This window comes from Streptomyces sp. NPDC001406 (assembly GCF_042895285.1).
Classification (GTDB): domain Bacteria; phylum Actinomycetota; class Actinomycetes; order Streptomycetales; family Streptomycetaceae; genus Streptomyces.
In genome coordinates this window covers 53,196-75,097 of the sequence record NZ_JBIAWG010000012.1, presented here as the reverse complement: position 1 = coordinate 75,097, position 21,902 = coordinate 53,196, and the positions used below count along the sequence as shown (strand labels likewise).

Sequence of the window (21,902 nt, the reverse complement as noted above, 5' to 3'; positions counted from 1 at the left end):
TGAGGCCTTGGCGCGCCGCGAGACCGCATGTGGTGCGGATCGCGGGTGCCGTACGACCGCGTCTGGCACGGGTCGCGCGGAGCACCCGGGCCATGGGACCACGCCTTGCGGCGTTCGTCCGGCCTGCGCGTCCGCGGACCCTCAAGACCTGGCAGTACACCGCGGGCGCCGCCACCGCCGGGCTGGCACTGGCCGCCGGCGTCGTGACCACCGCCGGCCCCTGGGACGCCAACGGTCAGCGTACGGCCGAGCGGGAGCGGGCGGCCGCCCAGGAGCGGGCAGGTGGCACAGATCACGGTCGTAACTCCGATACGACGGCCACCGCACCCCGGCCCGCCCCCAGTGCCGCATCCGTCCTGACCGGCCTGGGCGGCGCCACGGGCACCGTGAACACCAAGAAGGCCCCGGCGTCCGGAAAGCCCCTCGCGGACGTCCTGGCGCCGCTTCTGGACGTCCCGGAGCTCGGCAGCGCCCACACCGCGGCGGTGGTCGACGTGGCCAGCGGCAAGCGGCTGTACGGCTTTGGCGCCGACACGGCCCTCACGCCTGCCTCCACCACGAAGATCGCCACGGCCGTCGCCGCCCTCTCCGCGCTGGGCGCCGACCATCGCCTCACCACCCGGGCCGCCCTGGAGCCGGACACCAAGGAGCTCGTCCTGGTCGGCGGCGGCGACCCGACGCTCACCGCGCACGAGAAGGCGGACGGCTGGGCGAGCCTGCGCACGCTGGCCGTCGACACCGCTGCCGCTCTGAAGAAGCGCGGGGTCCGGAAGATCACGCTCTCCTACGACACCACCCTCTACACGGGCCCCTCGGTCCACCCCATCGGCGTCAACGACAACCTCGCTCCCGTCAGCGCCCTGATGGCCGACGAGGGCCGCACCGACGACTCGGCCAGTGGTCCGGCGACCCGGGTCGCCGACCCGGCGGCGGACGCGGCCCGCAAGTTCGCCGGCTTCCTCAAGGACGCCGGCCTCCGGACGACGGCACCGGGCCCCTCCAAGGCCACCGGGCGCTCCACCACCCTCGCCACCGTCTCCTCACCCCCGCTCTCCGCCCTGGTCGAACGCATGCTGACCAACAGCGACAACGACATCGCCGAGGCCCTGGCCCGCCAGACGGCCCTCGCGAGCGGAAAGCGGGCGAGCTTCGAGGGCGGGGCGGCCGCGATCGCCTCCCGGCTGAACAAGCTGGGGCTGCCCATGTCCGGCGCCTCGTTCCACGACGGGAGCGGACTGAACCGCAACGACAGACTGACGGCGGACCTGCTGACGGGCCTCCTCGTCCAGGCGGGCTCACCGGCCCACCCCGACCTCCGCCCGGTCCTCACGGGCCTCCCGGTGGCGGGCTTCACCGGCACCCTCAGCGCCCGCTACACGGACGGCGCGGCGGGCGTCGTCCGAGCCAAGACGGGCACCCTGACCGGCGTCAACACCCTGGCAGGCACGGTGGTCGACCAGGACGGCCACCTCCTGGCGTTCGCCTTCCTGGCCACAAACACGACAAGCCCCCTGGACGCCCAGGCAGCACTGGACAGAACGGCTACGGCACTGGCGGGGTGCGGCTGCAGTTAGGGGGATGCGGGGCGGATTCCCTACGACGAGGCCGGCCACGGCACCACCGGCTGCCGTCCGCCGCGCGCCGGCTCCCGCTTGCTGCGGTGCCGCCACCTGCCGCTGCCGCCGTTGCGTGCCCGCACCGGTTGGAGCCCACCCTCAACCGCCATTGCCTACCGCCGCGGCACGATCACCCCACCTGCCCTCCGCCGCTCACACTGGCGGCCTGATCGCGCCGCCTACCGCTCGCCGCTTGCCGGGGTGGCGCAGGTCCATCGCCTGCAGCCCACCGCCTGTCGCCGCGGCGCGGCGGGCATTACCCACTGTCAGCCGTTTGCTGCGGTGGCGCCGCAGCACTGCCTGCCCCGCCGCCTCCGGCCGCTGGCCGTCGCCGGCGCGCAGCCGTGCCTCCTGTCGCTCACCGTCGTGGGCACCCGCGGCCGGCCGTTCCGGGGTGGGGCCGGGAGTGGTCCGACCGTGCCCGCGTCAGTGCCTTGCGATCAACCCGTACGTCGCCGACCCCGTCACAGCCTGCCCCAAGTGGGAACGCTCACGTACGGTTGACGCATGACGAGCATCGGTGGCACGGAGATGGTCGACTGGAATCTCGCGGTGGCGACCGCGACCCGGCTCGTGCGGCCGGGGCCCGACGTGAGCCGTGACGAGGCCCGGGCCGTCGTCGCGGAGCTGCGTCGGCATGCCAAGGCCTCGGAGGAGCACGTGCGGGGCTTCACGCGCATGGGCACCGAAGTCACCCACGACACCCCCGTACTCGTCGTCGACCGCCCCGGCTGGGTGCGGGCGAACGTCGCCGGGTTCCGGGAGATCCTCAAGCCGCTGCTCGACAAGATGCAGGAGCGGCGCGGCGGCACACCCGGCGGCGCGGTCCTCGGCGCCGTCGGCGGCAAGGTGACCGGCGTCGAACTCGGCATGCTGCTCTCCTTCCTGTCCTCCCGCGTCCTCGGCCAGTACGAGACCTTCGCCCCGGCCAGCCGTGAGCTTCCGGCAGGCGAGAACGGCGGCGGCCGGCTGCTGCTGGTCGCGCCGAACATCGTCCACGTGGAGCGCGAACTCGACGTACAGCCGCACGACTTCCGCCTGTGGGTGTGCCTGCACGAGGAGACGCACCGCACGCAGTTCACCGCGGTGCCGTGGCTGCGCGATCACCTGGAGGGTGAAATCCAGTCGTTCTTGGCGGAGACCGACGTCGACCCGATGACGGTCCTCGAACGCATCCGAGAGGCCGCCCAGTCGCTCGCCGGCGGCCGCCCCGAGGGCGAGGAGGACGACGGCGGCCGGTCGTTCGTGGAGCTCGTGCAGACCCCGGCCCAGCGCGAGATCCTCGGCCGCCTCACCGCCGTGATGTCCCTTTTGGAGGGCCACGCCGACTTCGTGATGGACGGGGTCGGCCCGCAAGTCGTACCGAGCGTCTCGGAGATCCGCGAGAAGTTCCAGCAGCGCCGCGCCAAGGGCGCCTCCCGCCTGGACATGACCCTGCGCAAGCTGCTGGGTCTGGATGCCAAACTCAGGCAGTACCGGGACGGCGAACGCTTCGTACGGGCCGTCGTCGAACAGGTCGGCATGGACGGCTTCAACCGCGTGTGGACCTCCCCGAACACCCTGCCGACCAAGGCGGAGATCGCCAAACCGGCGGACTGGGTCGCACGGGTGCACCGCAGGCCGGAGTCGTGAGGCGCATGGAGCACGTCGTGAACGGAATCCGGCCGACGGCAGGCGAACGCCCCTTCAATCACCCGTCCGAGGGACCGTGAGGGATGGGTAGGCGTGCAATGCTCGGGGAACCGCCCGTTTCTGTCACCATCTACACACTCTGAGTGACCGGCCTCGGGCTCATCCCCCGAAAACTTCATGAAGGGAACCGGACATGGGTCCCCATCCTGCGGTCGCGGCGATACGCCTGGCGGTCCGCCGCGTCCTTCACGACATCCTCACCGACCACAGCGCGCATATCCCCGCCGCCGACTCCCCGGGCGGCGCGTACGAGCGTCCCCCGTCCCCGCTCGTGCTCGTGGCGTGCTCCGGCGGCGCCGACTCCATGGCACTCGCCTCCGCCCTCGCGTTCGAAGCACCCAAGCTCGGCATCCGCGCCGGCGGCATCACCGTCGACCACGGCCTCCAGCCCGGCTCAGACCTGCGCGCCGACGAGGTCGCCCTGAGGCTGCGTGAACTCGCCCTCGACCCGGTCGAGTCCATCGCCGTGACCGTGGGCCGCGAAGGCGGCCCCGAAGCCGCGGCCCGCGACGCCCGCTACGCCGCCCTCGACGCCGCGGCCGAACGCCACGGCGCCACCGCGATTCTGCTCGGCCACACCCGCGACGACCAGGCCGAAACCGTCCTCCTCGGCCTCGCTCGCGGCTCCGGCATCCGCTCCCTGTCCGGAATGGCCGCGGTCTCGGGGGCCGACGGCCGTTACCGCCGCCCCTTCCTCCAGCTCGACCGGCAGACCGCCCGCAAGGCCTGCATGGTCCAGTCGCTCCCGGTGTGGGACGACCCGCACAACGCCGACCCGGCCTACACGCGCTCCCGGCTCCGCCACGAGGGCCTGCCCGCCCTGGAGAAGGCCCTCGGCAAGGGCGTCGTCGAGGCCCTCGCCCGCACGGCCCAGCTCTCCCGCGACGACGCCGACGCCCTGGACGCCTGGGCCAGCCAGGCCGAGTCCGCCGTCCTCGACGCCACCGGCCTCCTCGAGTGCGCCAAGCTCTACGCCCTGCCGCCCGCCGTGCGCCGCCGCATTCTGCGCCGCGCCGCCATCCGCGCGGGCGCCCCGGCCGGTTCGCTGTTCGCCCGGCACATCGAAGAAGTCGACCGGCTGATCACCGGCTGGCGCGGCCAGGGAGCCATCAATCTCCCGGGCAAAGTCGTCGCCCAGCGCCAGGGTGGCAGACTGGTGATTCGGCAAGGCTGAATCTCCCTGCTGGGGGAGACGCCCGGTCTCCCCTTCGGGAGGGGCCGGCCGGCCGTGAACCGGGACGACCGAAAGTGATGTGGGTGGACGCGAACGACATGGGTGCCGACCTTCAGCAGGTACTCATCACCAAGGAAGAGATCGACGCGAAGCTGGCCGAGCTGGCCGCGAAGATCGACGCGGAGTACGCGGGCAAGGACCTGCTCATCGTCGGTGTGCTCAAGGGCGCGGTGATGGTCATGGCTGACCTCGCCCGGGCGCTGTCCACCCCCGTCACCATGGACTGGATGGCTGTGTCCTCGTACGGCGCGGGCACCCAGTCCTCCGGTGTCGTCAGGATCCTCAAGGACCTCGACACCGACATCAAGGGCAAGCACGTCCTGATCGTCGAGGACATCATCGACTCCGGCCTGACCCTGTCCTGGCTGCTGTCCAACCTCGGCTCGCGCGAGCCGGAGTCGCTCAAGGTGTGCACGCTGCTGCGCAAGCCGGACGCCGCCAAGGTGGCCATCGACGTCGAGTGGGTCGGCTTCGACATCCCCAACGAGTTCGTCGTGGGCTACGGCCTCGACTACGCCGAGAAGTACCGGAACCTCCCGTTCGTCGGTACGCTCGCGCCTCACGTCTACGGCGGCTGAGCCTCACACGGCCCAGTCTCGTAAGACGATCGGGAACCCCAGCGGGTTTCGCGCCGTTGGAGCATGCAGAGACGGGATTGGCAGCAGTCCTGTGCGGCTTCGCGCAACAATGCTGGGGTACCGTCAGAAGAACTGTCTTATCAAACTCACTATGGCAGGAGGGACGGGGCGACACCGCTCCGTATGGATGGACGTGAAGCGATACTTCCGTGGGCCGGTCATGTGGATCGTGCTGGCCGTCCTTGCCGTGGTCGTGTTGATGCAGGTCGTCGGCTCGTCCGGCGGCTACAAGACGGTGGACACCGGCCAGGTCGTGGCGGCGATCAACGACAACAAGGTCCAGTCGGCCAAGCTCACCACCGGTGACGAGCAGAGCATCAAGGTCACGCTCAAGGACGGCGTGAAGGTCGATGGCAGCTCGAAGATCCAGGCGAGCTACATCGGCGACCAGGGCGTGGCCCTCGCCGGCACGCTGCAGACCAAGTACCAGGACAAGCAGATCCCCGACGGGTACACCGTCTCCCCGACGAAGCAGAACGCCTTCGTAGGCGTGCTGCTCTCCCTGCTCCCCTTCGTCCTGATCGTGGTCGTCTTCCTGTTCCTGATGAATCAGATGCAGGGCGGCGGCTCCCGGGTCATGAACTTCGGCAAGTCCAAGGCGAAGCTCATCACCAAGGACACCCCGAAGACGACCTTCTCGGACGTCGCGGGCTGTGACGAGGCCGTCGAGGAGCTCCAGGAGATCAAGGAGTTCCTGCAGGAGCCGGCGAAGTTCCAGGCCGTCGGCGCCAAGATCCCCAAGGGCGTGCTCCTCTACGGCCGCCCCGGTACCGGCAAGACGCTGCTCGCGCGTGCCGTCGCCGGCGAGGCAGGGGTCCCCTTCTACTCGATCTCCGGTTCCGACTTCGTCGAGATGTTCGTCGGTGTCGGTGCCTCCCGGGTCCGTGACCTGTTCGAGCAGGCCAAGGCGAACGCCCCGGCGATCGTCTTCGTCGACGAGATCGACGCGGTCGGCCGCCACCGCGGCGCCGGCCTCGGCGGTGGTCACGACGAGCGCGAGCAGACCCTTAACCAGCTGCTCGTCGAGATGGACGGCTTCGACGTCAAGGGCGGTGTGATCCTCATCGCCGCGACGAACCGCCCCGACATCCTCGACCCGGCCCTCCTGCGCCCCGGCCGCTTCGACCGCCAGATCGCGGTCGACCCGCCGGACCTGCAGGGCCGTCTGGAGATCCTCAAGGTCCACCAGAAGGGCAAGCCGGTCGCGCCCGACGTCGATCTCTCGGCGGTCGCCCGTCGCACCCCGGGCTTCACCGGTGCGGACCTGAGCAACGTCCTCAACGAGGCCGCGCTGCTCACCGCCCGCAGCGACAAGAAGCTGATCGACAACTCCATGCTGGACGAGGCGATCGACCGCGTGGTGGCGGGCCCGCAGAAGCGGACCCGGATCATGTCGGACAAGGAGAAGAAGATCACCGCGTACCACGAGGGCGGACACGCCCTGGTCGCGGCGGCCTCCCCGAACTCCGACCCGGTCCACAAGATCACGATCCTGTCCCGCGGCCGTGCCCTCGGCTACACGATGGTGCTCCCGGACGAGGACAAGTACTCCACGACGCGCAACGAGATGCTGGACCAGCTGGCGTACATGCTGGGCGGCCGCGCGGCCGAGGAGCTCGTCTTCCACGACCCGACCACGGGTGCCGCGAACGACATCGAGAAGGCCACCACCACCGCCCGCGCGATGGTCACCCAGTACGGCATGACCGAGCGCCTGGGTGCGATCAAGTTCGGCGGCGACAACACCGAGCCGTTCCTCGGACGTGAGATGGCTCACCAGCGCGACTACTCGGAAGAGGTCGCCGCGTTGGTGGACGAGGAAGTCAAGAAGCTCATCGAGAACGCGCACAACGAGGCCTGGGAGATCCTGGTCGAGAACCGCGACGTCCTCGACAACCTCGTCCTGGCCCTCCTGGAGAAGGAGACGCTCGGCAAGGAGGAGATCGCCGAGATCTTCGCCCCGATCCACAAGCGCCCGCCGCGGCCCGCGTGGACCGGCTCCTCCCGCCGTACGCCGTCCACCCGCCCGCCGGTGCTCTCCCCGAAGGAGCTGGCACTGACCAACGGCGCGAACGGCGCTACGCCCGCGATCAGCACCGCGAAGTCCACGGCGTCGGAGCCCGCCCCGGTGACGGAGCAGGCCCCGGAGGACCGCTCGGAGAGCTGACCGCCCGCTGGTGCGGCCCCATCCGCCGCACCAGGCCCGGAATGGATGCCGCGCCCCCCAAGGTTCTAGCCTTGGGGGGCGCGGCATTTCTGCGTGCCCGCGCACGAGAAACAGGAACGAGGCACCAGATGACCGACCCCGTGACGCTGGACGGCGAAGGCACCATCGGCGAGTTCGACGAGAAGCGCGCCGAGAACGCCGTACGCGAACTGCTGATCGCGGTCGGCGAGGACCCGGACCGCGAGGGCCTGAGGGAGACACCGGCGCGGGTGGCGCGGGCTTATCGGGAGCTCTTGGCGGGACACAGGCAGGAGCCCGAGGACGTCCTGACGACCACGTTCGATCTTGGTCACGACGAGATGGTCCTGGTCAAGGACATTGAAATCGTATCTTTGTGCGAACATCACATGTTGCCGTTCCATGGTGTGGCCCATGTCGGGTACATCCCGGCGGAGACGGGCAAGATCACAGGTCTGTCGAAGCTTGCGCGGCTGGTTGAGGTGTTCGCCCGTCGCCTGCAGGTGCAGGAACGACTCACCACGCAGATCGCCGACTCCCTCATGAGGATCCTTGAGGCACGAGGCGTGATCGTCGTCATCGAGGCCGAGCACATGTGCATGTCGGTACGTGGCATCCGCAAGCCAGGTGCCAAGACCACGACGTCGGCGGTGCGCGGTCAGCTCCGGGATGCTACGACCCGTGCCGAGGCAATGAGCCTGATACTGGCGCGCTGACCTGATTGTCAGTGGTGCCCGATTCGGAACTGGCGCGAGTGGTCGGTGCGCGCTTCACACCTCGTGCGACGTTCGTCAGCGCAGAGCCGAGGGCCCGAGACCGTTCACCCTTTACAGCTACCGCCTCCACCCCTACCCCGATTTTCTGGTCAACGGGTATCTCGCACGCCAGGGTTTGTAGGGGTTCACACCGGTTCGGCCCCGGTGTGGTTGTGGTCCTCGTCCTCCGGGAGTTTGCAGACGCGTTCCAGGAAGAGGGCTGCCGCTATGACGGCGATGCCGGCCAGGACCGAGAGGGCGGCGTAGATGGCCTGGTCGCGGCGGGCGGGGATGTCGAGGAGTTCCAGGAGGAAGGCGCCCGTACCGCCGTACATCCCGGCGACGAGCGCGGCGACCAGGGCGCTGGCCTGGCCGAAGACGACCGCGCGGGCGGCCATCAGGGGGTCGACTCCCTTGGCGCCGGGGCGGCGCTCGCGCTGGGCCTTGAGGCGGGCGCGCAGGGAGAGCGCCGTGGAGAGCAGAACCGCGGCGATCAGGGCCAGGACGATGGGGGCGGCCAGCGGGACGCTCGGGAGCGTCCCCACCGAGTTCCACAGGCGGGCGCCCGCCCAGGACAGCACTCCGGCAACGACGAACACGCTGACCAGCACCCTGATGCGCAGCTCTCTCACGGTGTTCCTTCAGCTCCCCCGGAGTAGGTGTGGCCGGACCGTGCGGACGTCTCGGCCCTTGACCTTAACGACTACTCGGGCAGGTGGAGTTCCAGGTCCATGCGGGCCTGGACACCGGCACGGGTGACGGTGCCGAGGAGGCCCGCGACCGGGCCGCGGCCGGGCAGCAGGGCGTCGGGGTCCACGTCGTACCAGGGGGCCAGCACGAAGGCGCGCTCATGGGCGCGCGGGTGGGGAAGGGTGAGGTGCGGGTCGTCGGAGACCACTTCGGCGTACGCGACGATGTCGACGTCGAGGGTGCGCGGGCCCCAGCGCTGGTCCCGTACTCGGTTGAAGGCCTCCTCGACGGCGTGCGCCCGCTCCAGGAGGGAGGACGGGGGGAGCGTGGTCTTCAGGACCACGACCGCGTTGTAGTACGAGGGCTGGCTGCCGGGCTCCACACCCCACGGCTCCGTCTCGTACACGGGGGAGACGGCCTTGATGCGGACGCCCGGGGTGTCCTCCAGGGCGTCGATGGCGCCCTGGAGGGTCTCCAGGCGGTTGCCCAGGTTGGAGCCGAGGGAGATCACGGCCCGTTTGGGGTTGCTCAGAGTGGTGTCGGCGGCGTCGACCTGTTCGACGACGGAGGCGGGTACCGGCTGTACGGTCGGGTCGCTGGGACCGTGCGTGAAGGATGCGGTCATACTCGGCTCCGGGTGATGGTGACGGTCACGTCGTCGAAGGGGACCGTGATCGGGGCGTCCGGCTTGTGGACGCAGACCTCGACCTCCATGACTCCTTCGTGCTTCAGGCAGGTCTGGGCGATGCGCTCGGCGAGCGTCTCGATGAGGTTCACCGGCTCGCCCTCGACCACGGCCACGACCTCTTCGGCCACGATGCCGTAGTGCACGGTCCTCGCGAGGTCGTCGCCGGCCGCCGCCGGCCGGGTGTCCAGACCAAGGACGAGGTCCACGATGAAGGGCTGGCCCTCCTCGCGCTCCTTGGGGAACACACCGTGGTGCCCGCGGGCCTTCAGGCCGCGCAGCGCGACACGATCCACGCGAATCACTCCTGCAATCGTCGGTATCGGCCGGTCCGTGCCGTGTGCGGACGGCACACCGACCACAGACGAATCTACCTGCGGGCACTGACAGAACCGGGCCTCAGGGGTGTGGGCCCCGCAGGAGCCGAGAGGGTTCATCGCACGTTTCCCCTGGGGAACCCGGTGCCTCATGGGTTGGTAGCCCCACTTACCCGCGAGTTCGTGATTCCAACCACTTCTTGGTCCCTGCGGGCCACCCACTCGCTCAGGCAGGTGTGTCGTCGTCCTCTTCCTCGTCGTTCTCGGCCAGTACCGGGGAGGCGTGGTGGGACCAGAGCTTCCAGCCGAGGGATGTGCGCCGGAACACATTCGTGGCGACGACCAACTGGCCCACGAGCGGGCCGAGCTCCGCGCCGGGCTCGGGGGCGGGGCCGCCGCTGAGGATGTTCTCGGTGCACGTCACCAGGGCGGTGTCACCGGTGACGGAGACATGGACGTCGGTGAGGAAGAACTGGATGTAGTCGGTGTTCGCCATGATCAGCGCGTACGACCTGAGGACCTCGCCGCGGCCCGTGAGCACGGGCCAGCCCGGGTGCACGCAGGAGATCACGCCCGCGTCCGCCGGGTCGTGGTACTCCTCGTCGACGCCGAGGTCGGACGGGGTGAGCCAGAGCGAGGACAGTTCGTCGAAGTCGCCCCGCTCCATGGACTCGTAGAAGGCAGTGTTGGCGAGCTCGACCTGTTCGACGTCGGTGTGGGGGGCGCTCACCGGGCTCCTTCCGCGCCCTGTGTACCGCCCACGGCGCGCGTGCCCACTGCGCGCGCGCCTTCCACGGCCCGTGCGACCCGTACCGCGTCCGCCGTGGCGCGCACCTCGTGGACACGCACCGCCCATGCCCCGGCCTGTGCCGCGAGCGCGGAGACGGCGGCAGTGGCGGCGTCCCGCTCCCGGGCCGGCGGGGGCGCCCCCTCGGGCCCGGCCAGGACGCGGCCGAGGAACCGTTTGCGGGAGGCGGCGACCAGGACGGGATACCCCAGCGCGCCCAGGTGGTCGAGGCGGGCGAGCAGGGCGAGGTCGTGCTCGGCCTCCTTGGAGAAGCCGAGGCCGGGGTCGACGACGATGCGGTCCGGGGCGATGCCGCCGGCCAGGACGGCCTCCACGCGCGCGTGGAGTTCGTCGACGACCTCGGTGACGACGTCGTCGTACACGCCCTGGACGTTGCCGCCCGCCAGGAAGCCGCGCCAGTGCATGACCACGAACGGGGCGCCGGAGGCTGCGACGACCGGGATCATCGCGGGGTCGGCGAGGCCGCCGCTGACGTCGTTGACCAGGGCGGCGCCGGCCGCGAGGGCCTGTTCGGCGACCGAGGCGCGCATGGTGTCGACGGAGACGACGGCGCCTTCGGAGGCGAGGCCGCGGACGACGGGGATGACACGTCGGAGCTCCTCGGCCTCGTCGACACGGGTGGCGCCGGGGCGGGTGGACTCGCCGCCGACGTCGACCAGGTCGGCGCCCTCGGCGACCAGTTCGAGCCCGTGTTTGACGGCGGCGGTCGTGTCGAAGAAGCGGCCGCCGTCGGAGAAGGAGTCGGGGGTGACGTTCACGACCCCCATGACCGCGCAGCGGTCCCATGCCGGAAGGCCCGTCACTCGGCCGCGCCCGCTCTGGTTGCTCATATGTTCAGCGTAGGCCCCGGGCCGGGGCGGCAGGCCCCGTGGCCCGAGCGGAAGCCCCCGGGGCTGGAGGTCGGGGGTTCCGCTCGGGCCGGCTCGGGTCAGGCCGCTTTGACGTCCCGTTCCGCCAGCCCGTGCGAGCACGGGCGCCGGGTGGGGGTGCGGCGGCGCAGGAAGCGCGGCAGCGGCAGGGCGAGGTCGACGAAGCCCTCCGCCTGCATGGCCGCGAAGCCTATGCGGGGCAGGTCGCCGGAGGCCCGGTAGACGACGAAGCGCGGCTCCCAGCGCGGCTGGAACTTGGCGTTGAACTTGTACAGCGACTCGATCTGGAACCAGCGGGACAGGAACACCAGCAGCCCGCGCCAGGCACGCAGCACCGGGCCCGCGCCGATCTTCTCGCCGCGCGCCAGCGCCGAGCGGAACATCGCGAAGTTCAGCGAGACGCGGGTGATGCCGAACTTCGGGGCCGCCTGGAGCGCGGCCACGATGAGCAGCTCGTTCATGCCGGGGTCGGCGGAGCGGTCGCGGCGCATGAGGTCCAGGGAGGCGCCGTCGGTGCCCCAGGGCACGAAGTGCAGGATCGCCTTCAGGTCGCCGTACTCGCCGGGCTCGTCGTCCGCTTTGTGGGCGGTGGCGATCAGGCAGTCCCCGTCGCCCGGGTCGCCGATCCGGCCGAGCGCCATGGAGAAGCCGCGCTCGGTGTCCGTGCCGCGCCAGTCCTCCGCGGCGCGCCGGATGCGCTCCAGTTCGGCTTCGCCCAGGTCACGGATGCGCCGTACCCGGGTTTCGTAGCCGGCTCGCTCGATGCGCTTGACCATCTGTCGCACGTTGCGCATCGCGCGTCCGGCGAGGGAGAAATCCGCGACGTCCACCACCGCCTCGTCGCCCAGTTCCAGGGCGTCCAGGCCGGTCTCCCGGGTCCACACCTCGCCGCCGGTCTCGGAGCAGCCCATGACGGCGGGCGTCCAGGAGTGGGCCTTGGCCTCGTCCATGAAGCGCTCGATGGCGCCCGGCCAGGCCTCGACGTCGCCGATGGGGTCACCGCTGGCGAGCATCACGCCGGAGACGACGCGGTACGTCACCGCCGCCTTGCCGCTGGGCGAGAACACGACGGCCTTGTCGCGGCGCAGGGCGAAGTGGCCGAGGGAGTCGCGGCTGCCGTGCTTGTCCAGCAGGGCGCGCAGCCTGGACTCGTCCTCCTCGGTCAGCTGTGCGGCCGGGTGTTCGGGCCGGAAGGCCAGGTAGATGGTGGTGATCGCGGTGATCCAGCCGAGGGCGCCCAGTGAGAAGGCGACCGTCCAGGAGGTGTTGCCCTGGTAGTCGACCGGTCCCTCGAAGCCGAACAGGCCGTACATGACGTGCGTCAGGCGATCGGCCACGCTCGGGTCGCCGATGGTGCGATCGGGGTGGACGCTGACGATGACCAGTCCGAGGACGAGGGAACCGGCGCCCATGAGCACGAAGTTGGCGAGCGCGCGCCACCTGCTGCGCGGGTCCGGCAGGGCCGCGAACTCGTCCCGGTGGCGCAGGAGGGGCAGCAGCAGGGCCACCGAGATCAGCGCCCCGACGATGGAGTGCCGGTACACGAACTGCGCGACCGCACCGGCCGGCAGGAGCGCGACCGCGGCCCGCCACGCCCGGCGTTTGCGCCGCTTGAGCCCGTGCGCGAGCAGCAGCAACAGCACGCCGGTGCTGAGCGAGAGCGCCGCGGCGAACGGGCCGAGCGCGCCGGGCAGTACCTCGGCTATGGCGTGCATACGGCTGTGACGGAAGCGCGGGAACACGCCCGCGGCAATGTCCAGGACGCCCACGAGAGCGCACGCCCTGCCGACCAGTGCTGGGACGGCCTCGGGGCGCGGGCCGCGGACTATGCGCCGCATCGCGCTTGATCGGCTCGGAACCTCGCCCGACATTTCCCCATCTATCCTGACAGACATCGCATCCCGTAGTTCTGCGAGAGACCTTGAATCCGGTGCCGATCGGGGCATCCGGCGACATTGCGCCCTCTAGGACGGTGTCTTGGGGAGAGAGGTTCACTCCCCACCGGAAAGCCCGTCAAAAGGCAAAGGAAAGCCCGGGGCAAGCCCTCGCTACGAACGAGTGGGTGAGCCGCCGGCGGAAAGCGCAGGCAGGTTCAGCCCATGGGTCTCACGAGCAACAAGGTGCTGCTGCTGACGGTCGTGCTCGCCGTACTTCTGTTCATCGGCACGGTGTGGCTGTGGCCACGGCTGGCGCGGCAGAACTGGCGGTCCGTCACCGGGCGGGTCGGCCTGCTGCTGGCGGTCCAGCTGGCGCTCTTCTCGTCCCTGGGGATCGCCGCCAACCAGGCCTTCGGCTTCTACGCGAGCTGGGCGGACCTGTTCGGCAGGGAGACGGCCCAGGGTGTCGTGGTCGACCACACGGCCAACGGCGCGCCCGGTGGCCCGCTCCAGGTGCTGAGCACGCAACAGCTGCAAGGGGTGAGCGGATCGGGGCCGCGGTCGACCGGACAGATCCAGAAGGTCGACATCGTGGGGCGTACGACTCATATCGCCACACCTGCGTACGTCTATCTGCCGCCGGAGTACTTCCAGCCCCGGTACCGCACGCGCACGTTCCCCGCCGCCGTCATACTCACCGGCTACCCCGGTACGGCGCAGGCGCTGGTGGACAAGCTGCACTACCCGCGTACGGCACAGGAACTGGCCAAGAACGGGCGGATGCAGCCGATGATCCTGGTGATGCTGCGGCCAACGGTGGCGCCGCCGCGGGACACGGAATGCGTCGACATTCCGGGCGGCCCGCAGACGGAGACGTTCTTCGCCAAGGATCTGCCCGAGGCCGTGACGGACCACTACCGGGTGGGCAGAAAACCGGGCAGCTGGGGAATCGTCGGGGACTCCACCGGCGGATACTGCGCGCTGAAGCTCGCCATGCACCACCCGGCGTCGTACGCGGCGGCCGCGGGTCTGTCGCCCTACTACAAGGCGCCGATCGACCCCACGACCGGTGATCTCTTCCGCGGCGACCGGAATCTGCGCAATCGTGCCGATCTGTGGTGGTGTCTCAAGCACCTGCCCGCCCCGGCCACTTCGCTGCTGGTCACCAGCAGCAGGATCGGTGAGCACAACTACAAGGACACGCTCAGGTTCATCGACCAGGTGCAGGCCACGAATCTGACCGGGATCTCGTCGATCATCCTTCCCAGCGGTGGGCACAACTTCAACACCTGGCGGCGCGAGATTCCGGCGACGTTGCAGTGGCTGAGCGGGCGGCTGAGCGACCGCTGAAAGCGATCTTGCCGAATTCGGCGGCCCGCTGATCGGTCGTGTCGTTCCTGGTGTCGGGTGTAGGCATCGTTATGGCTGTGTTTTTACGGGGCGGGGCACCACGATTCGCCTACGCGCGGTAAGTTTCTGGCCATGCCACGTGGACGTCACCGCCATTCCCCGCCTTTGCACCGGCTGTTGCCGCCGTCGGCGATCGCAGGCGTCTCTCTCGTCTGCGCGTTTGGTCCCTGGTTGTTCTCCGATACGGGCGTGCTGCGCGTCGTCGCCGCCATCGCCGCGGCGACGGCGGTCGTCGGTGCGGCCGTGATGCGCCGCTGGGACGGCCTCGCGGGCAAGCAGGTGGCCGACCTCACGCGCGCGCGGGCGAGTGACGAGTGGCGCTTCGAGGAACGGGTCGCCGAGCTGGAGACCGACCTGGAGGAGTCGCGCGAGCTGCGCACCAAGCTGGAGCAGCGACTGCGCGCGAAGCGGACCGAGCTGGCCGGGCTGCGCAACGAGCACGCCGCGCTGCTGCGGCGGTACGCGACGGCGGAGACCGAGCGGGCGAGTGCCCTGGAGGGGCGCCGGCTGCTGGAGATAGAGACGGCCGCGCCCTCGCGCGCGCTGCTGCCCGCGCCTTCGCCGGCGCCGGAGGCCGAGCGGGAGACCAAGGCCGAGCGGGAGACCGAGGCCGAGCGGGAGACCGAGGCCGCACAGGCCGCCGAGGGCGCGGAGACGGCCGAGGACGCGGAGCAGGCGGTTCCCGGGGTGTTCTCGCCCGAGGGTTCCCGGCTGTTCCTGCGGGCCCAGGCGGCGCTGTCCCGGTTCGACGAGGGCGAGGAGACTTCCGAGGTGGGGCCCGCCGCCAAAGGGGACGGCGTCGCGGACGAGGTGAAGCGGCCCGCCGCCGAAGCGCCCTCGGCCGAGGCGACGGCCGGTGACGGCGCCGGGGCGGAATCCGTCCGGGAGACGGTCCGGGAGGCCGCCCAGGAGGACGAGGCACAGGGGCAGCCCGAGGCGGCCGACGGGCACGAGCACGCGGCCGCCGCCACCACGACGGTGCCGGCCGAGACCGGCAAGAACGTGCAGCAGCCCGCGGGACACTTCACGGTGCCGACCGCGGTGGCCGTACTGCCGGCCGCGCCCATGCCGCGTCCGCTGGTCACGGGCGGTTTCGACTTCTTCGGCACGCAGAAGGAGTCCACCGAACTGGCTGCCGTGCAGAACGAGGACCTCGCCGACGTGGTGGGCCAGGAGGCGCTCGCCCTCCACAAGGCCGAGTCCGAGGCCGCGTTCAAGCCCGCCGACGAGGGGTCGCGCGTCGTCGGCCAGGTCATCGACCTGACGGCCCACGACGAGACGGAACAGATCGACATGCAGAACCTGCGCACCGCGGCTTCCTGAGCCCACCGCACACGGCCGACACCGGGGAACCGGCGTCGGCCGTTCGCTTTGCCGGCCGCGAGCCTCGGCCGGTCTCGGGTCGTTTCGCGCTGCTGCGGTGAAGGGCGGCCAGTGCCGGGAGACGGGTCTGGCCTTCCGCCGGGCTCGGAGTCCTGGGGCGGGTGCGCAGGGTCGGGTGTCGGACGACCGGTTCAGGGTGTGTGTGCCTGCCCGGCCCGGGTTCCTGGGGCGGGTGCGCAGAGTCGGGCGACCGGTTGGGGGCTTGCGCCTTGGCCCGGTTGCAGCCATCTCGCCGGAGCGGTCAGTCGCCGGCTCAGGTCATCCATCTGTCCGGGCGGGCGTCACGGCGGCTCGTTCGGGATCTTTCTGCCTGGTTCTGGAGCAGTGCTGCGGCTTGCTGGGCGTCTCTCAGGCGGGCTGTCACCGTCTTGTTGGCTCCCGTGTCCACGTGGACGTCGGCAAGCCGCCAGAGGCGCTCCCAGGGGCCCTGGGAGCGCCGTACGCTCTGGACCTTGGCGTGCGGGACCAGGGACAGGCGTCGGCGGAGCAGGCCGTGCCGCGCGGCGAAGACGGTGTCCGTGACCGTGATGCCGTAACCGCGCCACCACAGCGGCACGCACCGTCCGGCCCGTCGCGGCGGCCGGGTGAGCGACCGCAGCGGTGGCACCGTCACTCCGGGCAGCACGCGCGCGACGACCGACTCCGCCACCGCGCGCGGGGCGACCGGCACCAGGACGGAGTTCGAGGACCCGGCCACGTCCAGTTCCACCCGTACCCAGCCGCGCCGCCGCCACAGCAGCGGCTCCACGATCCGTACGGTCTGCACCCGCCCCGGCGGCACCGTCTCGTGCGTGCGGTCGAGCAGCCCGTGGTCGATGCGCAGGCCGTCCGGGGACTCGCCCACCGTCCAGTCGTACTCGGCGACGAACCGTCCCACGCTGCTCGCGCCCGCCGCGCCGAGCAGCGGCAGGCCGGTGGCGAGGACCGTCACCACGCTGTGCGTGGCCAGCCACAGCACCGGCGGTACGACGAGCGCCGCGACCAGGGACCCCCAGGTCGCGCCCGTCAGCACCAGGGAGATCGCGAGCTCGCGCGCGGGCAGCCGCATCAGCTCGCGCGCCGGCGCCTCACCGACCTCGCGTGCCGTCTCGGGCGCGAAACCGGCCGCGCGCGCGAGCAGCTCCGCGCGCAGCGCGCGGGCCTCGTCCTCGCCCAGAAAGGCCAGTTCGTCCTTCTTGTCCGCCCCCACGACGTCGATCCTGAGCTTCGCGACACCCGCCACGCGCGCGAGGAGCGGCTGCGTCACGTCGACGGCCTGGATCCGCTCCAGCCGGATGTGCGCGGTGCGCCGGAACAACAGGCCGGTACGGATGCGCAGTTCGCTGTCGGTCACCGAGAAGTGGGTGAACCACCAGGACATGAAGCCGTAGAGGGCGGCCACCGGGACCAGCACGGCGAGCCCGGCCAGCAGCATGGTCGTGGTCAGCCTCGTCAGCTGCTCCTGGGCCTGGTTCGGGTCGTGCACCGCCCACCCGGCTATCACGGCGACCGGCGCCCACGCGCGCCGGAACGGCGTCACGGGGTGCAGCCGCCGCTCGGGCACGGCCGGCCCCTGTCGTACGTCGTCGGGGCCCGGTGTCGTCACAGGCCCGCCGATCGGGCCTCGCCCAGCTCGGTGAGCCGGTCGCGCAGCCGCTCCGCCTCGGCCGGGTCGAGGCCGGGGATCGTCGCGTCGGTGGCCGCGGCCGCGGTGTGCAGTTGCACGGAGGCCAGCCCGAAGTGCCGTTCGACGGGACCGGATCTCACCTCCACGAGCTGCATCCGCCCGTACGGCACGACGGTCTCCTCGCGCCACAGCACCCCGCGGCTGATCAGCAGGTCGTCGGCGCGCTCGGCGTACCGCCACGAGCGCCAGTTGCGGCCGAGGAGCGCCCAGCCCCACGCCAGCAGGGCCAGCGGCAGCAGCGCGAAGCCGGCCCACCCCGGCCCGGCGAGCAGACCGAGCAGCAGCCCGACGACCAGGGCCGTCGTCCCCAGCCACACCGCGAGCAGCAGCCGCCGCATGCGCAGCAGGCCGGGCGGCAGCCCGGTCCAGACCGGCTCCGCCCCCGTCGCCTCGGCATTTTCCGGGCTCCCCGTCTCCATGCGGCAAGCCTACGTAGGGGAGACTGTGTCCATGACTCCTACGACGGAGACCACGGTCGGGATCGGCGGCGCCGCGGAGAGCACCGACATGGTGCTGAACATCGGCCCGCAGCACCCCTCCACGCACGGAGTGCTGCGGCTGCGGCTCGTGCTGGACGGCGAGCGCATCGTGCACGCGGAGCCGGTCATCGGCTATATGCACCGGGGCGCGGAGAAGCTCTTCGAGGCCCGCGACTACCGGCAGATCGTGATGCTCGCCAACCGCCACGACTGGCTGTCGGCGTTCTCGAACGAGCTGGGCGTGGTGCTCGCCGTGGAGCGGATGCTCGGCATGGAGGTGCCCGAGCGCGCGGTCTGGACGCGCACGCTGCTGGCCGAGCTGAACCGGGTGCTGAACCACCTGATGTTCCTCGGGTCCTATCCGCTGGAGCTGGGCGGCATCACCCCGGTCTTCTACGCGTTCCGGGAGCGCGAGGTCCTCCAGAACGTCATGGAGGAGGTCTCCGGCGGGCGTATGCACTACATGTTCAACCGCGTCGGCGGTCTGAAGGAGGACCTGCCGGCCGGATGGGCTTCACGCGCGCGTGCGGCCGTCGCCGCCGTGCGCTCGCGCATGGATGTCTTCGACGACCTGGTGCTCGGCAACGAGATCTTCCGGGGGCGTACCCGCGGCGTGGGTGGGCTCGCGCCGGAGACCGTGCACGCGTACGGCGTGAGCGGCCCCATCGCCCGCGCCTCGGGCGTCGACTTCGACCTGCGGCGCGACGAGCCCTACCTCGCGTACGGGGAACTCCAGGACACCCTGAAGGTGGTGAGCCGGAGCGAGGGCGACTGCCTGGCCCGCTTCGAGTGCCTCCTGGAGCAGACCCACAACGCGCTGGACCTGGCCGACGCCTGCCTCGACCGGCTCGCCGAGCTGCCGCCCGGCCCGATCAACCAGCGGCTCCCGAAGGTCCTGAAGGCGCCCGAGGGCCACACCTACGCATGGACCGAGAACCCGCTCGGCATCAACGGCTACTACCTGGTCAGCAAGGGTGAGAAGACCCCGTACCGGCTGAAGCTGCGCTCGGCCTCGTACAACAACATCCAGGCCCTGACCGAGCTGCTGCCGGGAACGCTGGTCGCCGACATGGTGGCGATCCTGGGGTCGATGTTCTTCGTGGTCGGGGACATCGACAAGTAGGCCGCCCTCCACGACAAGCAGGCCGCTCTAGAGAAGTGCGTCCGGAATTCCGACCGGCTGGAGCAGCCAGCCGAAGTCGCCGAGTCCGCCCGGCGCGGTGAGCTCGGCGGCCTCGCCGGCGCTCGCGAGGGCGCGGACGTATGCCGCGGGGTCGGTGGAGGCGAGTGCGAGCGGAGGGCGTGCGCCCGCGATGCCCAGGGCGCGCAATGCCTCGCGTTGCGTGAGCAGGCGTGCGCCCGGCAGCGTGCGCGCCGTGTGGAGCGTGGCGCAGGCGTCCAGGGCGACGTGCGCCGTGATGTCGCACGACCCGTCCGGCACGGGCGCCGTCTCCCGCCCCTCCCGGAAGCCGGTGAGCGTCCCGAACGGGGGGCGTGCGTCCGCCGTGTGCCCGTAGTCCACCGCCACCGCGAGCCCCCGCGCGACGCGCGAGACGGCCGACGCCCAGGCGGTGTCCCGGGGCAGCCCGATCTCCGCGCGCAGCCCCTCCTCGGCAGGCAGCGGCCACCATCGCGCGAGCCACCGCGCCTCCGCCCCCGCCAGGGGCTCCCCGAGCCGCTCGGCCCCGTCCTCCCGTACGAGCACCAGCCGTGGGACGCCCGCCGGGTCCACCTCCGCGACCTCGACGGGTACGTTGTCCAGCCACTCGTTGGCGAAGAGCAGCCCGGTGATCCCTTCCGGGGGTTCGCTCAGCCAGCTGATCCGCCCATCGAGGCCTTCGGGGCGGTCGGCGACCTCGACGGCGTACCCGCGCGCGCGGGCGGCCACGTCGGCGGGCAGCGCGGCGAGCACGCCGGAGACCAGCTCGCCCCGCCCGGCACCCATGTCGACGAAGTCCAGCGTTCCGGGCCGCCCCAGCGCCTCGTCGACCCGGCACAGCAGCCCCGCCACGGCCTCGGCGAACAGCGGCGAGGCGTGCACCGACGTACGGAAGTGCCCGGCCGGGCCCTCGGGGCGCCGGTAGAAGCCGCCGGGCCCGTACAGCGCCGCCTTCGCCGCGGCCCGCCAGCCACGCCAGTCGCCAGCCGCCCCGCCTGCCGCTTCGTCCGCCGTATCGGCCGCTGTTTCGTCCGTCACCGGAACAGACTAGGCGCACAGATGATCACGGCCTCCACCTTGCGGAGTACGCGCGTCGGGCCCGGATCGATCCTTCGGTTGACCCCTGCACGCATCTCGCTTCCCTACTCTGGGTTACGTGCAGCGCCTCTATGACTTCCTCCGCAGGCACCCGACGTGGGTCGACACCTTCTGGGCCGTCGTCCTCTTCGGGATCTCCGGCGTGAGCGTGACCAGCGTCAACGGGGCCCCTGACCACCACGGATCGGTAGCCGCGGGACTCGCGGTGTCCGCCGTGCTGTGCGTCGTCGTCGCGCTGCGCCGCCGCTTCCCGGAGCCGATGCTGCTCCTGGCCGCCGCGACCGGACTGGCGCAGCTGGTCCTGGACATCGAGACGACCGTCGCCGACTTCGCCATGCTGGTGATCACTTACACGGTGGCCACCCTCGGAGCGCGCTGGGCCTCCCGCTTCGCCCTGACCATCAGCCTGTGCGCGGCCACCCTGGCGCAGATCCGCTGGCCCGCCGCGGAGGCGAGCCTCCCGGGCAAGGTCGCGATAGCGGTCTTCCAGACGGTGCCCTTCGCCCTGGCCTGGGTGCTGGGCGACTCGATGCGCACCCGCCGCGCCTACTTCGAACAGCTGGAGGAGCGCGCCGCCCGGCTGGAGAAGGAGCGCGAGGCGCAGGCCAAGGTCGCGGTCGCCGCCGAGCGCGCCCGCATCGCGCGCGAGCTGCACGACGTGGTCGCGCACAACGTGTCGGTGATGGTGGTGCAGGCCGACGGCGCCGCCTACGTCCTCGACGCCGCGCCCGACCAGGCGAAGAAGGCCCTGGAGACGATCTCCTCGACCGGCCGCCAGGCCCTCGCCGAGATGCGCCGCCTGCTGGGCGTCCTGCGCACCGGGGAGCACCAGGAGGTCGGTGAGTACGTCCCGCAGCCCGACGTCGAGCAGATCGACGACCTCGTCGAGCAGTGCCGCAGCTCCGGCCTGCCCGTCGACTTCAAGGTCGAGGGCACCCCGCGTCCGCTGCCCAGCGGTGTCGAGCTCACGGCGTACCGCATCGTGCAGGAGGCGCTGACCAACACCCGCAAGCACGGGGGGCCGAACGCGGGCGCCAGCGTGCGCCTGGTCTACTTCGACGACGGGCTGGGCCTGCTCGTCGAGGACGACGGCAAGGGCGCCCCGCACGAGCTGTACGAGGAGGGCGGTGCCGACGGCCAGGGCCACGGGCTGATCGGCATGCGCGAGCGGGTCGGCATGGTGGGCGGCACCCTCGACGCGGGCCCGCGTCCCGGGGGAGGCTTCCGTATCAGCGTCCTGCTCCCGCTCAAACCGGCGCACTGACGCGGCAGCGCACCCCCTGCTGACACCTGTCACGCCCTCCGGCAGACGCACCAGCAGACCCACGACCAGACCCACAG

General features: G+C 71.2%; 19 protein-coding genes. 10 read left to right on the top strand and 9 right to left on the bottom strand.

The window, feature by feature from the left end; genetic code table 11:
• Window positions 1-92: 92 nt before the first annotated feature.
• From dacB to folE, 6 genes are all read left to right on the top strand, one after another.
• Window positions 93-1,574, top strand: a complete 1,482-nt coding sequence (dacB, locus tag ACFY1J_RS28100; protein ID WP_390732196.1) for a D-alanyl-D-alanine carboxypeptidase/D-alanyl-D-alanine-endopeptidase — start codon at window positions 93-95, stop codon at window positions 1,572-1,574.
• A 549-nt stretch (window positions 1,575-2,123) separates the two neighbouring features.
• The gene (locus ACFY1J_RS28095; RefSeq protein WP_390711661.1) at window positions 2,124-3,248 is read left to right on the top strand and encodes a zinc-dependent metalloprotease; all 1,125 of its coding nucleotides are present in this window, start codon (window positions 2,124-2,126) and stop codon (window positions 3,246-3,248) included.
• A 193-nt stretch (window positions 3,249-3,441) separates the two neighbouring features.
• On the top strand, window positions 3,442-4,482 hold the full coding sequence (gene tilS, locus ACFY1J_RS28090; protein ID WP_390711660.1) for a tRNA lysidine(34) synthetase TilS: 1,041 nt from the start codon (window positions 3,442-3,444) through the stop codon (window positions 4,480-4,482).
• A gap of 77 nt (window positions 4,483-4,559) precedes the next feature.
• Window positions 4,560-5,120, top strand: coding sequence for a hypoxanthine phosphoribosyltransferase (gene hpt, locus ACFY1J_RS28085; RefSeq protein WP_390711756.1), 561 nt, complete (start codon window positions 4,560-4,562; stop codon window positions 5,118-5,120).
• A 187-nt stretch (window positions 5,121-5,307) separates the two neighbouring features.
• A complete protein-coding gene (gene ftsH / locus ACFY1J_RS28080; protein WP_390711659.1) occupies window positions 5,308-7,347 on the top strand; it encodes an ATP-dependent zinc metalloprotease FtsH in 2,040 nt (679 codons plus the stop codon).
• 128 nt (window positions 7,348-7,475) lie between these two features.
• Window positions 7,476-8,081 carry a GTP cyclohydrolase I FolE gene (gene folE, locus ACFY1J_RS28075; RefSeq protein ID WP_390711658.1) on the top strand — a complete coding sequence of 202 codons (606 nt, stop codon included), beginning with the start codon at window positions 7,476-7,478 and terminating at the stop codon, window positions 8,079-8,081.
• Window positions 8,082-8,266: 185 nt separating this feature from the next.
• Here the strand turns inward: folE and ACFY1J_RS28070 are convergent, their stop codons facing one another.
• The 6 genes from ACFY1J_RS28070 to ACFY1J_RS28045 form a co-directional block, all read right to left on the bottom strand.
• Complete coding sequence (locus tag ACFY1J_RS28070) at window positions 8,267-8,752, bottom strand: DUF3180 domain-containing protein (protein ID WP_390732195.1); 486 nt, start codon at window positions 8,750-8,752, stop codon at window positions 8,267-8,269.
• A gap of 71 nt (window positions 8,753-8,823) precedes the next feature.
• On the bottom strand, window positions 8,824-9,435 hold the full coding sequence (folK, locus tag ACFY1J_RS28065) for a 2-amino-4-hydroxy-6-hydroxymethyldihydropteridine diphosphokinase (protein WP_390711656.1): 612 nt from the start codon (window positions 9,433-9,435) through the stop codon (window positions 8,824-8,826).
• Window positions 9,432-9,791, bottom strand: a complete 360-nt coding sequence (folB, locus tag ACFY1J_RS28060) for a dihydroneopterin aldolase (RefSeq protein WP_390711655.1) — start codon at window positions 9,789-9,791, stop codon at window positions 9,432-9,434. The genes folK and folB overlap by 4 nt, the downstream gene beginning before the upstream one ends.
• A 247-nt stretch (window positions 9,792-10,038) precedes the next feature.
• The gene (locus ACFY1J_RS28055) at window positions 10,039-10,542 is read right to left on the bottom strand and encodes a nuclear transport factor 2 family protein (RefSeq protein WP_390732194.1); all 504 of its coding nucleotides are present in this window, start codon (window positions 10,540-10,542) and stop codon (window positions 10,039-10,041) included.
• Window positions 10,539-11,450, bottom strand: a complete 912-nt coding sequence (gene folP, locus ACFY1J_RS28050; protein WP_390732193.1) for a dihydropteroate synthase — start codon at window positions 11,448-11,450, stop codon at window positions 10,539-10,541. Before folP ends, ACFY1J_RS28055 begins: the two co-directional genes overlap by 4 nt.
• A gap of 98 nt (window positions 11,451-11,548) precedes the next feature.
• On the bottom strand, window positions 11,549-13,360 hold the full coding sequence (locus ACFY1J_RS28045; RefSeq protein ID WP_390711653.1) for a phosphatidylglycerol lysyltransferase domain-containing protein: 1,812 nt from the start codon (window positions 13,358-13,360) through the stop codon (window positions 11,549-11,551).
• A gap of 228 nt (window positions 13,361-13,588) precedes the next feature.
• Between ACFY1J_RS28045 and ACFY1J_RS28040 the strand changes: the two genes are divergently transcribed.
• Together ACFY1J_RS28040 and ACFY1J_RS28035 are read left to right on the top strand one after the other, a co-directional pair.
• A complete protein-coding gene (locus tag ACFY1J_RS28040; protein ID WP_390711652.1) occupies window positions 13,589-14,716 on the top strand; it encodes an alpha/beta hydrolase in 1,128 nt (375 codons plus the stop codon).
• 132 nt (window positions 14,717-14,848) lie between these two features.
• Window positions 14,849-16,099 carry a hypothetical protein gene (locus tag ACFY1J_RS28035; RefSeq protein WP_390732192.1) on the top strand — a complete coding sequence of 417 codons (1,251 nt, stop codon included), beginning with the start codon at window positions 14,849-14,851 and terminating at the stop codon, window positions 16,097-16,099.
• A 313-nt stretch (window positions 16,100-16,412) separates the two neighbouring features.
• On the opposite strand, the gene ACFY1J_RS28030 is transcribed toward ACFY1J_RS28035, so the two are convergent.
• Together ACFY1J_RS28030 and ACFY1J_RS28025 are read right to left on the bottom strand one after the other, a co-directional pair.
• Complete coding sequence (locus ACFY1J_RS28030) at window positions 16,413-17,744, bottom strand: PH domain-containing protein (protein WP_390732191.1); 1,332 nt, start codon at window positions 17,742-17,744, stop codon at window positions 16,413-16,415.
• A complete protein-coding gene (locus ACFY1J_RS28025) occupies window positions 17,741-18,244 on the bottom strand; it encodes a PH domain-containing protein (RefSeq protein ID WP_390732190.1) in 504 nt (167 codons plus the stop codon). The genes ACFY1J_RS28030 and ACFY1J_RS28025 overlap by 4 nt, the downstream gene beginning before the upstream one ends.
• Window positions 18,245-18,275: 31 nt before the next feature.
• Here ACFY1J_RS28025 and ACFY1J_RS28020 point away from each other — a divergent pair, with 31 nt between their 5' ends.
• Window positions 18,276-19,427: an NADH-quinone oxidoreductase subunit D gene (locus tag ACFY1J_RS28020; protein WP_390732189.1), complete on the top strand. Its 1,152-nt coding sequence runs from the start codon at window positions 18,276-18,278 to the stop codon at window positions 19,425-19,427.
• A 27-nt stretch (window positions 19,428-19,454) separates the two neighbouring features.
• Here the strand turns inward: ACFY1J_RS28020 and ACFY1J_RS28015 are convergent, their stop codons facing one another.
• On the bottom strand, window positions 19,455-20,501 hold the full coding sequence (locus tag ACFY1J_RS28015) for an SAM-dependent methyltransferase (protein ID WP_390732188.1): 1,047 nt from the start codon (window positions 20,499-20,501) through the stop codon (window positions 19,455-19,457).
• 118 nt (window positions 20,502-20,619) lie between these two features.
• Between ACFY1J_RS28015 and ACFY1J_RS28010 the strand changes: the two genes are divergently transcribed.
• Complete coding sequence (locus tag ACFY1J_RS28010) at window positions 20,620-21,825, top strand: sensor histidine kinase (protein ID WP_390711646.1); 1,206 nt, start codon at window positions 20,620-20,622, stop codon at window positions 21,823-21,825.
• Window positions 21,826-21,902 lie beyond the last annotated feature (77 nt).